The organism is Streptomyces naganishii JCM 4654 (assembly GCF_014650575.1).
Taxonomy (GTDB): Bacteria; Actinomycetota; Actinomycetes; order Streptomycetales; family Streptomycetaceae; genus Streptomyces; species Streptomyces naganishii.
Genome location: NZ_BMVF01000029.1, coordinates 21,778 through 36,074, shown reverse-complemented (window position 1 = coordinate 36,074; position 14,297 = coordinate 21,778). Strand labels below are relative to the sequence as shown.

Below are 14,297 nucleotides of genomic sequence, written 5' to 3'. Positions count from 1 at the left end.
ACGTGAGCACAACAAGAAGCGACGGCGAGCTGCTGCGGGCCGCGGCGGACGGGGACCGGCGCGCCTTCGAGGAGCTGTACCGGCGGTACGCGCCCTGGCTGACCGCCCGGCTGCGCGGCCGCTGCGCCGATCCCGCGATGGTCGACGACGTCGTCCAGGAGACCTTCCTCGCCATCTGGCGCGGCAAGGCCCGCTACCGCGAGGACGGCGACGTGGCCGGGTGGCTGTGGCGCGTCGGCGCGCGCCGGCTGATCGACGCGCTGCGCGGCGACGGCGCGCGCGGCCGGCTGCGCCAGGCGCTGGCGCGCCTGCGCCACCGGGACGAGGCGTCCGCCGAGGAACGCGTGCTCGCGGGGGTCGAGCACGGGGACCTCGCGGGCGCCCTCACCCGGCTCTCGCCGGAACTGCGGGCCGTCCTCCAGGCGACGGTCGTCGACGGGCTGACCACCCGCGAGGCCGCCGTCCTGCTGGGCATCCCGCCCGGCACCGTCAAGACACGGGCCCTGCGCGCCCGCAAGCAACTCCGGGAGGCGCTGGCATGAACGACGACACCCACGCTCACGGCGACACCGGCCGCGGCGCCCGTGACGACACCGGCCGCGGCGCCCGTGACCGCATCGGTCCCCGTGGGGCCGGAGCCTGGCATCTCGGCGAAGGGGACCTGCGGGCGTACGAGCGCGGCGAGCTGACACCGCCGCTGCTGTGGTCCGCCGACGCGCACCTCGCCGGGTGCGCCGAGTGCCGGTCCAGGCTCGCCGCGCTCGCCGACCCGGTGGCGCTCGACGCCGCCTGGGAGCGGCTGGACGCCGAACTGGACGCGCCCCGGCCCGGCCTCCTCGAGGGGCTGCTGGTACGGCTCGGGATGGCCGACCACACCGCGCGCCTGCTGGCGGCCACGCCCGTACTGCGCCGTTCCTGGCTGCTCGCGGTGACCGCTGTGCTGGTGATGTCCGCCGCCGCGGCCGACACCCTGCGCACCCCGGACTCGCCCACCCTGTTCCTCGCCCTCGCCCCGCTGCTGCCGCTCGCGGGCGTGGCGCTGGCGTACGGGCCGGCGCTCGACCCGACGTACGAGATGGCCGTCGTCGCGCCGATGCACGGGTTCCGGCTGGTGCTGCTGCGCACGGTCGCCGTGCTCGCCGTGGGCCTCGGCGTCAACGGCCTCGCCACCCTCGCCCTGCCCGGATACGGGCTGGCGGCCCTGGCCTGGCTGCTGCCCGCGCTCGCCCTCACCGCCACCGGCCTCGCGCTCATGCCCCGCCTCGGGCCGGTCCTCGCGCCCGCGCTGACCGGCGGCGGCTGGGTCGTCTTCCTGATGGTGACCGTGACGACCCGGCACGGGGACGGTCCCCTGCCGCCCTTCACCGCGGCCGGACAGGGCACCGCGGCGGCCGTCGCCGCCCTCGCCACCGGCCTGCTCTTCCTCCTGCGCAACCGCTTCGACTCGGTCGCCCCCGCCTTCACCCACCACTCCCACGGGAGCACCCTGTGACCGTCACCAGTACCGGCACCGCCACCGTCTCCGCCTCCGGGCTCACCCTCCGCTACGGCGGCACGGCCGTCCTCGACGACGTGTCGCTGCGCCTTCAGGAGGGCATCACCGGCCTGCTCGGTCCCAACGGGGCCGGGAAGACCACCCTGTTGCGGGTGCTGGCCACCGCGGTGCCCGCCGACCGGGGCGCGTTCACCGCGCTCGGCCACGACCCGGGCACCGCCGCGGGCCGCCTCACGCTGCGCCGCGCCCTCGGCTACCTCCCGCAGAACCCCGGCTTCCACCCTGACTTCACCGCCTTCGCCTTCGTCGACTACGTCGCGATCCTCAAGGAGCTCACCGACCGCGCCGCCCGCCACCGCGAGGTGCGGCGCGTACTGGAGGAGGTCGACCTGGCCGACGTGCGCGGCAAGCGCATCAAGCGGCTGTCGGGCGGCATGCGCCAGCGCGTCGCCCTGGCCGCCGCCCTGGTCGGCGACCCCCGCCTCCTCGTCCTGGACGAGCCCACCGCGGGCCTGGACCCCGAGCAGCGGATGCGCTTCCGCGACCTGGTCACCCGCGCGGGCCAGGGCCGCACCGTGCTGCTGTCCACCCACCAGACCGAGGACGTGGCGATGCTCTGCCACCGCGTGATCGTCCTCGCCCGCGGCCGCGTCCGCTTCGAGGGCACCCCCGCCGAACTCACCGCGCGGGCCGCCGGACGGGTCTGGAGCAGCCCCGAACGCGACCCCGGCGCACGCGCCGGCTGGCGCACGGCCACCGGCGCGTTCCGCAACGTCGGCGATCCGCCCGAGGGCGCCGACCTCCTTGAACCCACCCTGGAGGACGGCTACTTGCTCACCCTCGACGACACCGGGACGGAGGCGGCCCGATGACCACGACCACAGTCGTCTCCGGACAGCCCTCCGCGCCGGCCCCGCGGCCACCTCAGCCCGACGCACCCGTCCCCGGGCCCACGCGCGCGCGGGCCGTCCTCGCCCTGGCCCGCTTCGAGGCCCGCGAACTCCTCACCTACCTGCCGGTCCTGGCCGCCTTCCTGGTCTACGTGGCCGCGACCGCCTGGCGCCTGTACTCCGGCCACCCCGGCTGGCACGAACTCACCGGCCGCGAGGGCATGGCCGACTACCCCGCCCTCCAGGACGCCGACCGCGCCACCCAGAGCGGCGCCACGCTCCTCGGCCTCGCGCTGTTCGTGTGCGCCAACCGCACCGCCCTGCGCGCCCACGGCCGCGGCACCGAACCGTACTTCGACACGCTGGTCATGGAGCCCTGGCGGCGCACGCTGGCGCACGCGCTGGCGATCGTCCCGTTCGCGCTGCTCACTGCCCTGGTCGTCGCCGTGCGCTTCACCTGGGCGGCCCTCAGCCCCGGCGCGGTCGGCCACGGCTCGGTCTTCGAACTCGCGGTGACCCCGCTGACCGTGCTGCTGTTCGGCGTCGCGGGCGTGCTGCTGGCCCGCCTGATCCCCTCCGCCTTCGCCGGCCCGCTCCTCGCCGTCGCCCTCTACGTCGCCGCGACCTACGTCCTGGACCTCGCCGACGGCGCCCACTGGTCCCAGTGGCTGTCCCCCGTGGTCGAGGAGACCGGCGCCGACCCGATGCCCTCCGACCTGGTGGGCCGCCCCGCCGCCTGGCACGCCCTGTACCTGGCCGGCCTCACCGCGTTCCTGCTCTGCGCGGCGCTGCTGCTCGGCAAGGGCCGGGACGCCCGCGCCGGACTGCGCGTCAAGGTGCTGACCGGCGTGGCGCTCCTCGCCACGGCCGCCGGGATCGCCGGCCAGTCGCCGGGCCCGTCCGCGGCGCTGGAGGCCGCCCGCGTACGCGTCTCCGACCACCCGGAACAGAGCGAGAACTGCACCGAGCGGGGCGCCACCACCTACTGCGCCCTGCCCGAGTGGACCGGCCGCACCGCCGCCTGGGCACGGACCACCGAACGCGTCCGCTCCCTTGCGGGCGGCACCGCGACCACCCGCCCGCTGACCGTGCGGCAGCGCGTCGAGGCCCGCTACGGCCTGGAGGGCGACGCCAACCACGCCCCCCTCACCGCGCCCGGCGCCGTCACCGTCGGCACCCGCTGGGGCGGCAACCGCGTCCCCGAGTACGCGGTCGGACTCGCCTCCGTCCTGGTGGCGGGCGACGAGAAGGCCGGCGCCGCGGTGTGCGACGGCCGGGTGGTCACCACCATGTGGCTCGCCCTCGGCGCCGGCCCCGACCCGCTCGCCACCCTGCGCGACGTCCGCATCGACGACAGCGACCAGGGCGGCGCCTACGTCCTCAGCCCCACCCAGGGCCTGCGGATGAGCGCACAACAGACCGACGTCGTAAGGGCGTTGCTCGACCGGCCCGCCCAGTCGGTCACCTCGGCGGTGAAGGCCCACTGGACGGAGCTGACGGGTCCGGGCGTGTCGACGGCACGGGTGGCCACGATCCTGGGCGTCCCGGACGCGGCGAACGGCGCGAAGGGCGAGGACACGTGCGAGGAGTGACGCGAAGGCTCCGGTATCCGGCCGCCCTGCTGCCACCGGTGTGGCACGCGCTGCCGTGGCGGCCGCTGGCGGCGGCGGGCGCACTGGGCTGGCTGCCCGTCGCGGCGGCCCGGCCGCTGTCCGGCGGGACCGGCGACACGGCCCTCGGCCTGTCGCTGCTGCGCCTGGCGGCGCTCGTCGCGGGCGTGGGGCTGGCGTTCCTGCTGGACGACCCGGCCCGGCGCACCACGGAGGCGGTACCGGTACGGCGGCCCGTCCGCGCCGGGCTGCGCCTGGCCCTGGTGGCACCGCCGCTGGCGGCGTGGTGGACGGCCGCGCTGCTCCTGCTGCCGGCCGGGTCCCGGCCACCGTCCGGCGCGGTGAGCCTGGAGGCGGCCGGAATCGCCGGGACGGCACTGGCCCTGGCGGCCGCCTCGGTCCGGCTGCGCGCCGAGCCGTGCCCCGGCACCGGCGCGGCGCGCGGCCTGCTCGCCCTGACGGCCGCCGTACTGCTCCTGCCGGACCGCTGGAGCCCGCTGGTGAGCCTCCAGGACGCCAACTGGACGGCCGCGCACGGCTGGTGGGCGGCGATCCTGGTGGTGGCCGCGCTGGTGTGGGCGGTCTGCGTACCCGAGCCGCTCACCGGCCACCGCCTCCTCGCGGGCCGGGCCGTCAGGTCTCCGTGCGGTACATCAGGTCCGTCTCGTAGGTCGTGAAGCCGAGCCGCTCGTAGACGGACACCGCGGCCTTGTTGTCGGCGTCGACGTACAGCATCGCCGTCGGCAGCCCCTGCCCGGCGAGGTGCCGCAGCCCGATGAGGGTGAGCGACTTGCCGAGGCCGCCGCCCTGGAACCCGGGCCGCACCCCGAGGACGTACACCTCGCCGAGCCGCTCCTCCTCGTGCACCTTGGTCCAGTGGAAGCCGGCCAGCCGCCCCTCGCGCTCGGCGAGGAAGAACCCGCGCGGGTCGAACCACGGCTGTGCCTTGCGGTCGTCGAGGTCCCGCTGGGTGAGGGAGCCCTGCTCGGGGTGGTGCGCGAAGGCCTCCGCGTTCACCGCGAGCCACTCGGCGTCGTCCTCGCCGGGCACGAAGGACCGTACGGTCACCCCCTCCGGCAGCACCGGCTCGGGCAGGTCCTGACCGGCCAACGGCCGCCGCATCTGCCGCAGTTCGCGAAAGAGCGTGAGCCCGAGGACCTGCGCCAGGTGCCGGGCGGCGGAGTGCCCGCCGTGCGCCCACACCCGCAACCGCTTGCCGGACGCGGCCAGCAGCGCCGAGCCCAGCGCCCGCCCGTGCCCGCGCCCGCGGTGCGCCGGGTGGACCACCAGCTCGGCGGCGGGCGCCTCCACCGGGTCGGTGTCCTCCAGCTGCGCGTAGCCGACGAGTTCGCCGTCCGCGGTGAGCAGCAGATGGGACACGCCCGCACGGGCGCCGCCCCGCAACTGCAACCGCCCCTGCTCGGACACCGCCTGCCGCCCGTCGTCACGCGCGGCCGCGCTCAGCAGTGCGAGCACGGCCTCGGCCTGCTCCTCGGACAGCTCGGAACGCGTCTCGATCGACCGGGCGATCGGCGCGGTGTTGTCGCTGGTCATGCGTACGAGACTACGGGCCCCCGGCAATCCTTTCCCGCCCCGCGTGCCTACGGCTCCCCAAGGCGGGCCCCTCGGTTCACCGCGTGGGCGACGGCGGGCCGGCTCAGGCTCCCGTGGCGAAGGGGCCCTGGGGAGGCGGGGTCGGGGCGCCCGGCAGGCGGATGGTGGCCACGGTGCCGGGGCCGTCGGCCCGGGAGAGGGTCACCTCGCCGCCGGCCTGCTGGACGGTGCGGGCGACGATGGAGAGGCCGAGGCCCGAGCCGGGGAGGGCGCGGGCGCTGGGAGAGCGCCAGAAGCGGTCGAAGACGTGGGGGAGTTCGTCGGCGGGGATGCCGGGGCCGTGGTCGCGGACGGTGAGGACGCCCCGGGACAGGGCGACCTCGACGGTGCCGCCCTCGGGGCTGAACTTCACCGCGTTGTCCAGGACGTTGACGATCGCGCGTTCCAGCGCGGACGGTTCCGCCCGGGCGTACCAGGGCTCCAGGTCGGCGGTGATGGTGAGTTCGGGGCCGCGCAGCCGGGCGCGGCGCAGGGCGGCCTCGACGGTGTCGTGGAAGGCGACGACCTGGAGGCGCTCGCCCCGCTGGCCCTCCGAGCGCGACAGTTCCTGGAGGTCGCCGATGAGCGCGGCCAGTTCGGTCATCTGGGCCTTGACCGAGGCGAGCAGGGCCTTGCGGTCGGCCTCCGGCAGCGGGCGGCCGGTCTCCTCGCTGCGGGTGAGCAGTTCGATGTTGGTGCGCAGCGAGGTGAGCGGGGTGCGCAGTTCGTGGCCCGCGTCGGCGATCAGCTGCTGCTGGAGCTCGCGGGAGCTGGCCAGGGCGGAGGTCATGGAGTTGAAGGAGCGGGAGAGCCGGGCCACCTCGTCCTCGCTGTCGTCCTCCACGGGGATGCGGATGGAGAGGTCCTCGGTGCGGGCCACGTGCTCGACGGCCTCGGTGAGCCGGTCGACGGGCCGCAGCCCGGCGCGGGCCACCGCGAGGCCCGCCGCGCCGGCGCCCAGCACCCCTATGCCGGAGACCAGCAGCAGGATCAGCGCCAGGTCGTTGAGGGTGGACTCGGTGCCCTTGAGCGGGATGGCTACCAGCAGCGCGGTGTTGACGCTGGTCTGGGCGATCGGGTCGCTGAGCACCACCGGCCGCGTCAGCACCCGTACGGCGCTGCCGTCGTCGGCGACGCCGTCGCGGATGATGCCCTGGCCGCTGGGCGCGTTCCTGATCACTTCCTCGTCGGCGTGGGTGACCCTGACCTTGCCCGCCGACATGGCGAACAGGCAGGCGGTGCCGTCCGCCTTGACCACCTGGGAGTAGTAGGTGGCGCGCACGGCCCGCAGGGTGTCCTGCGGGTTCTGCACGCAGTTGTTGTACGCGTCCAGGATGTCGTTCTGCTGGGGGCCCCGGATGACGGCGGCCTTGCGCAGGTCGTTGTCGACCTGGTCGTACAGCTTCCCCTTCACGATGAACCAGCACGCCACCGACACCGCCGCCACCGCGAACGCCACCGCGACCGCGACCAGCAGCGCCAGCCGCGACCGGATCGGCAGCGACCGGAACCGGCGTACGACCTTGCTCACTCGGCGCCGCCCTGCCGCAGGACGTACCCGACCCCGCGCACGGTGTGGACCAGGCGCGGCTCGCCGCCCGCCTCGGTCTTGCGGCGCAGGTACATGACGTACACGTCCAGGGAGTTGGAGGAGGGCTCGAAGTCGAAGCCCCAGACGGCCTTCAGGATCTGCTCACGGGTGAGGACCTGGCGCGGGTGCGCCATGAACATCTCCAGGAGCGTGAACTCCGTACGGGTCAGCTCCACCTGCCGGCCGCCGCGCGTGACCTCGCGGGTGGCGAGGTCCATGCGCAGGTCGGCGAAGGTGAGCGCGTCGTCCTCCTCGACGGCGCCGGCCACGGCGGCCGCGTAGGAGCTGCGGCGCAGCAGCGCGCGGATGCGGGCGAACAGCTCGTCCAGCTCGAACGGCTTGACCAGGTAGTCGTCCGCCCCCGCGTCCAGCCCGGTCACCCGGTCGCCCACGGTGTCGCGGGCCGTCAGCATCAGGATCGGGGTGGTGTCGCCCGCGCCGCGGATGCGCCGGGCCGCCGTGAGGCCGTCCATGCGGGGCATCTGGATGTCGAGGACGACCAGGTCGGGCTTGTACGCGCCCGCCTTGTCCAGGGCGTCCGCGCCGTCCACGGCGACCTCGGTGCCGTAGCCCTCGAAGGCGAGGCTGCGCTGGAGCGCCTCGCGCACCGCGGGCTCGTCGTCGACGATCAGGATGCGCTGCGGTTCACGGTCACGGTCGCCGTCGGCGGGGCTCATCGGTCGTGGTTCCTCGGTTGCTCGGGGGCCGGTCGGTCCCGGCCGGGGGGGCCGGGACGCTCTCAGCCTCGCACGTTCAGGGTGGCCGGGCGGAGACCCGGCGCTCACGTCGACCCGGCGCTCACCTCGCCGCCGGGCGCGCGCTCACACCGCCATGGCGGTCAGGCGGCCCAGGGGCACCTTGTGGCGGTGGATGCGCGCGGGGGAGGTGCGCAGGCCCATCAGCTGGGGGGCGGGGACCTCGGGCACGGGGAGGTCCGCGCGGGCGGCCGGGGCGGACTCGGGGGTGTGGAGTTCCTTGGCGACGGCCAGGGCCAGGGCGACGCTCCGGGGGAGGGTCGCGTCGGCGGTCTCGGCCTTCTCGTGCACAACCTGCTGGATCATGGCGTTCTCCTCGTCGTGCGAGCGGTACTGCCCTTGGCCCCCCTGCTGTCGCCTGCGCCGGCTCAGCTCTGCGAGCCGGAGCGCAGCTTGGCGAGGTCGGACTTGACGGTGTTGATCGGGATGGCGAAACCGAGGCCCACGCTGCCCGCGTTGGAGGAGTCCGAGCTCGCGGTGGCCGAGTACATCGCGGAGTTGATGCCGATGACGTTGCCGGCCGAGTCGATCAGCGCGCCGCCGGAGTTGCCCGGGTTGAGGGACGCGTCGGTCTGGATCGCCTTGTAGGTGGTCGTGGAGGAGCCGGTGTCGCCGTTGAACTGGCGGCCGCCGAACTGGAACGGCCACTGGCCGTCCCCGCCCTGGCCCTGCCCCTGGTTCTCGTCGGTGGACACGGTCACGTCCCGGTTGAGCGCGGAGACGATGCCGCTGGTCACGGTGCCGGTCAGCCCCTCGGGGGAGCCGATGGCGACGACCTGGTCGCCGACCGCCACCCCGGACGAGTCGCCGAGCGCGGCCGGCTTCAGGCCGGAGGCGCCCTGGAGCTTGACCAGGGCCAGGTCCTTGGAGCTGTCGGTGCCGACGACCCGCGCGGTGTACGACGAGCCGTCGCTGGTCCGCGCCTTGACCGAGGTGGCGCCCGCTATGACGTGGTTGTTGGTGACGACCTCGCCGCCGCTGCCGACGATCACGCCGGAGCCGGTCGAGGTGCCGTTGCTCAGGGTCGCGGTGATCTCCACGACGCTCGGGCTGACCGCCTTGGCGATCGCGGCGACGCTGCCCCGCTGGCTGGAGGGCACCACGTTGGTGCTGGTGCTGCTGGAGGCGACCGTGTCCTTGCCGGTCAGCTCCTGGAAGGCGAACGCGGTGCCGCCGCCCACGGCCGCGGCAGCGATCGCCACGGCGGCGAGCAGGGCCGCGGGGCCCTTGGTCATCCGCTTCTTCGCAGCGGGCACGGGCGCGGGTGCGGCGCCGGCCGGGTCCGCGTAACCGGGGGCGTACGCCGGCGGGGGCGGCCACTCCGGGTTCACCGGGGCGGAGGCGTGCTGCTGCTGGTACGCGGACGGGGCCTGCCCGTCACCCTGGGGGTACTCGTACTCGCCGCTGCGGCGGATGCTCTCGGTCATGACAAAGAGAGTGTCCCGTGATCATGAGAGCTTCCTGAGTCCCCGCTGAGAAGCCCGACAGAACCTCGTATGCCCGATATAAGGATCCCGGCCGGTCCAGCACCGGGATACTGGCCGGCCGAGCACGAGGACGCCGGCCGGCGGACGCTACGCGCAGCCGCAGGACCTGCGGACCACCAGCCGGGACGGGAACACCTTCAGCCGCTCCCGCCGCGAACCGGCGACCCGCAGCCCGTCGTCCAGCACCAGGTCGACGGCCGCGCGGGCCATCGCCGAGCGGTCGGAGGCGACCGTGGTCAGCGGCGGGTCCGCCAGTGCCGCCTCCTTGATGTCGTCGAACCCGGCCACCGCCAGCTCGCCCGGCACGTCGATGCGCAGCTCGCGCGCGGCCCGCAGCAGGCCGAGCGCCTGGTCGTCGGTGGAGCAGAAGACCGCCGGGGGGCGGTCCGGGCCGGAGAGGATCTCCAGGCCTATCCGGTAGGCGTCGTAGCGGTTGTACGGCGCCTCGAAGAGGCGGCCCTCGGTGGGGATGCCCGCCTCGTCCATGGCGCGCCGCCAGCCCTCGACGTGGTCGGAGACCGGGTCGCCCACGGCGGGCGTGTCGGCGGTGCCGCCCACACAGGCGACGTACTCGTAGCCGTGCTCCAGCAGGTGGCGTACGGCGAGCTGGGCGCCGCCGAGGTCGTCGGTGACCACGGCCACGTCGTCGATGGCCTCGGGCCGCTCGTGCAGCAGCACCACGCGGGCGTCCCAGGCGTCGATCTCGGCCGCGGCAAGGTCGTTCAGCGCGTGCGAGACGAGGATGAGGCCGGAGACCCGCATGCCGAGGAAGGCCCGCAGATAGTGGACCTCGCGCTCGCCCACGTAGTCGGAGTTGCCGACGAGGACCATCTTGCCGCGCTCGGCCGCCGCCCACTCGACCGCGTGCGCCATCTCCCCGAAGAAGGGCTGGCGGGCGTCCGGGACGATCAGCCCTATGAGGTCGGTGCGCCGCGAGGCCATCGCCTGGGCGACGCGGTCGGGCCGGTACCCCAGTTCCTTGATGGCGGCGAGGACACGCTCGCGCGTGGCCGGGGCGACCGGCCGGGGTCCGTTGTTGATGACATAGCTCACAACGGCGGTGGAAGTCCCCGCCAGCCTCGCCACGTCGTCCCGAGTCACCTTGGCCACGCGCGGAGTCTACGCGGATGGATCCGCTCCGGGCAGGGCGTATCACGTCTTGGATGGGCGCCCGGATGTGCGAGCGCAACGCCTGCCCGCACATCCGTGCGCCTCATGGCGCATCCGTGCGACACCGGTACCGCACACGTGACCCGCCGTGGCGCGGTGGCTACGCCCTGGACCGCGAAGTCTCCGAAGCGCCTGAGGTACCCGAGGTGCTCGAAGCGGCCGGCGCCGCGTCCCCGCCCTGAGAGCCCTCCGCGCCCTGAGCGCCCTCCGCCTTCGGGCGGGCCGCCTTGGCCTTCGCCTCTCCGGCCGAGCGGTCGGCCTTCTCGGGCGTGACGAAGCGGTAGCCGACGTTGCGCACGGTGCCGATCAGCGACTCGTGCTCGGGGCCGAGCTTCGCGCGCAGCCGCCGTACGTGCACGTCCACGGTCCGGGTGCCGCCGAAGTAGTCGTACCCCCAGACCTCCTGGAGCAGCTGGGCGCGGGTGAAGACGCGGCCCGGGTGCTGGGCGAGGTACTTCAGGAGCTCGAACTCCTTGAACGTGAGATCCAGCACGCGGCCCTTGAGCTTGGCGCTGTAGGTCGCCTCGTCCACGGACAGGTCGCCGTTGCGGATCTCCATGGGGGAGTCGTCGTTGACGATCTGCTGCCGGCCCATGGCCAGGCGCAGCCGGGCCTCCACCTCGGCCGGCCCCGCGGTGTCGAGCAGCACGTCGTCGATGCCCCAGTCGGCGGTGACGGCGGCGAGACCGCCCTCCGTCACCACGAGGACCAGCGGACAGCCAGGCCCGGTGGAGCGCAGCAGCTGGCACAGGCTGCGCACCTGCGGCAGGTCGCGCCGCCCGTCGACGAGGATCACGTCGGCACCCGGGGTGTCGACGAGCGCGGGCCCCTCCGCGGGAGCCACGCGCACGTTGTGCAGCAGCAGGCCGAGCGCGGGGAGCACCTCCGCGGAGGGCTGGAGCGCGTTGGTCAGGAGCAGCAGTGAACTCATCGCGTCCCACCTGCCTGGATCGTCCTTGGCTCGTGCACGGTTCGCTCGCCCATGGCGTTCGGTTCCTCCTCGGTCCCTGCGAGGACGTACTGCGGTCCCCGTACACCTGCGGTCTCCCGCGTTCACCTGCGGTTTCCCGCGTCGTATACAACGCTTGTGAAAGCACAAAAGGACCCGGGGGCTGCGCTGCCCGAGTCCTCTTCCCAGCAGAATAGCCGACATGAGCACGGGATCGGCAGGTCATGTGGCGCGTTCGGCGATCGTCCCGGGGAGTGAGACGGCCGCGCCGGGGCGGGTCAGGACGTTCCTGCGCACGGCGGACGGGGTGGCGATCGACGCCCTGTACGAACGGGGAGCGGCCGAACGCGCGACGGCTCCCGTGTTCGTGATCGCACACGGTTTCACCGGCGATCTGGACAGGCCGCACGTGCGCCGGGTGGCGCGTGCCTTCGCGCGGTACGGGGCGGTGGTCACGTTCTCCTTCCGCGGCCACGGCGCCTCCGGCGGGCGCTCGACGGTGGGCGACCGTGAGGTGCTGGACCTGGCGGCGGCGGTGACCTGGGCGCGCGGGTTCGGGCACGCCCGCGTGGTGACCGCCGGGTTCTCCATGGGCGGCTCGGTGGTGCTGCGGCACGCGGCGCTGTACGGCGGCGCCGGCCGGCCCGCGGGGGCCACGGAGCCCAGGGGGCGTGCGGAAGCGCGCACGGACGCCGTCGTCTCCGTGAGCGCCCCCGCCCGCTGGTACTACCGGGGCACGGCCCCCATGCGCCGGCTCCACTGGCTGGTCATGCGCCCCGAGGGCCGGCTGGTGAGCCGCTACGGGCTGCGCACCCGCATCCACCACCGCGAGTGGGACCCCGTGCCGCTCTCCCCGGTGGAGGCGGTCCCGCGCATCGCGCCCGCCCCGCTGCTGATCGTGCACGGCGACCGGGACGGCTACTTCCCGCTCGACCACCCCCGGATGCTGGCCGCGGCCGCCGGTGACCACGCCGAACTGTGGATCGAGGCGGGCATGGGCCACGCCGAGAACGCGGCCGCCGAGGAGCTGCTGGACCGCATCGCGCGCTGGGCGGTCGCACAGGCGGGCTAGCCTGAACCTGTTCATTGCCGGTTCACTGCCGAACGACTCGAGGAACGGGATGGCTGAGGTCACGGTGCGCTACTGGGCGGCGGCGAAGGCCGCGGCCGGGACCGCGCAGGAGCCGTACGAGGCGCGGACGCTCGCCGAGGCGCTCGACGCGGTGCGCGAGAAGCACCCGGGCGAGCTGGTGCGCGTCCTTGAGCGCTGCTCGTTCCTGATCGACGGCGACCCCGTCGGCACGCGCGGGCATGAGACGGTACGGCTGACCGAGGGCGGCACGGTCGAGGTGCTCCCGCCGTTCGCAGGAGGGTGAGCGATGACCGACCGGTCGTATGAGCCGTACGAGCCGCATGAGCCGTACGAGACCTACCCACGCCACGAGCCGCCGTACGAGGGTCACGACCCCTACGCGCAGCAGTACCCGCAGGGCCAGGCCCCGCAGGCCCCTCACGGCCGGCAGCAGTACCCGCAGGCCGCTTACGGCGAGCAGCACCACCCGCAGGGGCAGCCGCACGCCTGGCCCGGGCAGCAGCAGCCGTACGAGGACCCGCAGGCGGCCCAGCAGTACACGCAGCAGTGGCAGGGGCAGACCTGGGACACCCAGACCCACGGGCGGACCGTCGAACCCGCCGCCGCGGCCGGGACGGCGTACATGCCCCCGCTGAGCCACCACGAGCCGCAGGTCCAGGCGCCCGCGGCTGCCTACGCACCGCCCCAGGCGCCCGTCGGCACGGCCCCGCCACCCGCCACCGCCCCGGAAGCGGCCGGCGACGGCGAGGCCGCCTACGGCCCCGCCACCCTGGCCGGGAACGCCCGCGTCACCGACGCCCAGCGGGCGCGTGCCGAGGGGCGTTCGCCGATCATCGACCCCGGCATGCAGCCCGCCGCGCTCACCGCGCTGCTCGGCCTGCTGCTGGCCGGCACGGCGGAGCTCGGCACGTACGCGCTGCTCGTCCCGCTGGTGCTGCTCCAGGCCGTGACGGCCGCGGGCTGGTTCCGGCTGAACGGCATGTGGCCCGCGCGGCAGGGCATCGCCCTGGGCTTCGCGGGCGCGCTGGCCGCCGACGCCGCCGTGCTGGGCGCGGGCCGCGAGCACGCCCCGGGTGCGATCCTCGGCACGCTCGGGGCGTGGGTGCTGCTCTCCCTGGTGCTGCAACTGCGCTCGCACGCCGACCCCGACGAGCGGATGTACGGCCTGATGGCGACCGTCGCCGCCGCGGCCCTGGCGATCATCGCCACCGGCTATCTCGCGGCCCGCGCGGACGCGGTGGCGGTCGGCGCCACGGCGGTCGCGGTGGCCGTCCTCGCGCGTGCGCTTCCGCTGCCGACGCCGGCCTCGGTGGTGGTCGCCGTCCTCGCGGCGGCGGGCGCGGGCATCGCGGCCGGCGGGATGACGGGCCTGGGCACGAAGGGCGCGCTGCTCGGCGCGGCCGCGGCGGTGTGCGCCCTGGTGGGCCACCGGGTGGCGGCTTACGACTACCCCTCGCGCTTCGTGCACCTCACGGCGGGCGTCGCCCTGCCGCTGTCGGCCGCCGCGCCGGTGGTGTGGGTCCTGGGACGGGCGCTGGGATAGCCCCCGGCGCCGGCCGCCTCCGGCCGGCGGGCCGCGGGCGGCCCTGTCACAGGTGATCGACAATCCGGCGGCCCTGCTTCCCGCGCGAGTTACGCTCGCGAGCGGGACGGCCGCCCGGTCG

15 protein-coding genes are annotated in these 14,297 nt (G+C 74.9%); 8 read left to right on the top strand and 7 right to left on the bottom strand.

Going from position 1 to position 14,297, the window contains the following annotated elements:
* Nucleotides 1-2: 2 nt before the first annotated feature.
* The 5 genes from IE217_RS32730 to IE217_RS32710 are packed head-to-tail and all read left to right on the top strand — an operon-like array spanning nt 3 to nt 4,672.
* Nucleotides 3-542, top strand: coding sequence for an RNA polymerase sigma factor (locus IE217_RS32730; RefSeq protein ID WP_190181578.1), 540 nt, complete (start codon nt 3-5; stop codon nt 540-542).
* Nucleotides 539-1,492: an anti-sigma factor gene (locus IE217_RS32725; RefSeq protein WP_229865811.1), complete on the top strand. Its 954-nt coding sequence runs from the start codon at nt 539-541 to the stop codon at nt 1,490-1,492. The genes IE217_RS32730 and IE217_RS32725 overlap by 4 nt, the downstream gene beginning before the upstream one ends.
* Entirely contained in the window at nt 1,489-2,367 is an 879-nt protein-coding gene (locus IE217_RS32720) for an ABC transporter ATP-binding protein (RefSeq protein WP_190181577.1), read from the top strand. Before IE217_RS32725 ends, IE217_RS32720 begins: the two co-directional genes overlap by 4 nt.
* On the top strand, nt 2,364-3,977 hold the full coding sequence (locus tag IE217_RS32715) for an ABC transporter permease (protein ID WP_190181576.1): 1,614 nt from the start codon (nt 2,364-2,366) through the stop codon (nt 3,975-3,977). The genes IE217_RS32720 and IE217_RS32715 overlap by 4 nt, the downstream gene beginning before the upstream one ends.
* Nucleotides 3,974-4,672: an ABC transporter gene (locus IE217_RS32710; RefSeq protein ID WP_229865808.1), complete on the top strand. Its 699-nt coding sequence runs from the start codon at nt 3,974-3,976 to the stop codon at nt 4,670-4,672. The genes IE217_RS32715 and IE217_RS32710 overlap by 4 nt, the downstream gene beginning before the upstream one ends.
* On the opposite strand, the gene mshD is transcribed toward IE217_RS32710, so the two are convergent.
* From mshD to IE217_RS32675, 7 genes are all read right to left on the bottom strand, one after another.
* Nucleotides 4,629-5,549 (bottom strand): mycothiol synthase, encoded by a 921-nt coding sequence (gene mshD, locus IE217_RS32705; RefSeq protein WP_190181575.1) that lies wholly within the window; start codon nt 5,547-5,549, stop codon nt 4,629-4,631. The genes IE217_RS32710 and mshD overlap by 44 nt on opposite strands.
* Nucleotides 5,550-5,652: 103 nt before the next feature.
* Nucleotides 5,653-7,119 (bottom strand): HAMP domain-containing sensor histidine kinase, encoded by a 1,467-nt coding sequence (locus IE217_RS32700; protein ID WP_190181574.1) that lies wholly within the window; start codon nt 7,117-7,119, stop codon nt 5,653-5,655.
* Nucleotides 7,116-7,856 (bottom strand): response regulator transcription factor, encoded by a 741-nt coding sequence (locus IE217_RS32695; protein ID WP_190181573.1) that lies wholly within the window; start codon nt 7,854-7,856, stop codon nt 7,116-7,118. Before IE217_RS32695 ends, IE217_RS32700 begins: the two co-directional genes overlap by 4 nt.
* Before the next feature lie 144 nt (nt 7,857-8,000).
* Nucleotides 8,001-8,240: a hypothetical protein gene (locus IE217_RS32690; RefSeq protein ID WP_190181572.1), complete on the bottom strand. Its 240-nt coding sequence runs from the start codon at nt 8,238-8,240 to the stop codon at nt 8,001-8,003.
* A gap of 62 nt (nt 8,241-8,302) precedes the next feature.
* A complete protein-coding gene (locus IE217_RS32685) occupies nt 8,303-9,361 on the bottom strand; it encodes a S1C family serine protease (RefSeq protein ID WP_190181571.1) in 1,059 nt (352 codons plus the stop codon).
* A gap of 147 nt (nt 9,362-9,508) precedes the next feature.
* Entirely contained in the window at nt 9,509-10,531 is a 1,023-nt protein-coding gene (locus tag IE217_RS32680) for a LacI family DNA-binding transcriptional regulator (protein ID WP_190181570.1), read from the bottom strand.
* 160 nt (nt 10,532-10,691) lie between these two features.
* On the bottom strand, nt 10,692-11,522 hold the full coding sequence (locus IE217_RS32675) for a response regulator transcription factor (RefSeq protein WP_190181569.1): 831 nt from the start codon (nt 11,520-11,522) through the stop codon (nt 10,692-10,694).
* A gap of 220 nt (nt 11,523-11,742) precedes the next feature.
* Here IE217_RS32675 and IE217_RS32670 point away from each other — a divergent pair, with 220 nt between their 5' ends.
* Genes IE217_RS32670 through IE217_RS32660 form a run of 3 tightly spaced genes read left to right on the top strand, consistent with a single transcriptional unit; the run spans nt 11,743 to nt 14,176 of the window.
* Entirely contained in the window at nt 11,743-12,612 is an 870-nt protein-coding gene (locus IE217_RS32670; RefSeq protein WP_190181568.1) for an alpha/beta hydrolase, read from the top strand.
* A 49-nt stretch (nt 12,613-12,661) separates the two neighbouring features.
* Nucleotides 12,662-12,916 carry a MoaD/ThiS family protein gene (locus IE217_RS32665; RefSeq protein ID WP_190181567.1) on the top strand — a complete coding sequence of 85 codons (255 nt, stop codon included), beginning with the start codon at nt 12,662-12,664 and terminating at the stop codon, nt 12,914-12,916.
* Nucleotides 12,917-12,919: 3 nt separating this feature from the next.
* Nucleotides 12,920-14,176, top strand: a complete 1,257-nt coding sequence (locus IE217_RS32660) for a hypothetical protein (RefSeq protein WP_190181566.1) — start codon at nt 12,920-12,922, stop codon at nt 14,174-14,176.
* The last annotated feature ends 121 nt before the right edge of the window (nt 14,177-14,297 follow it).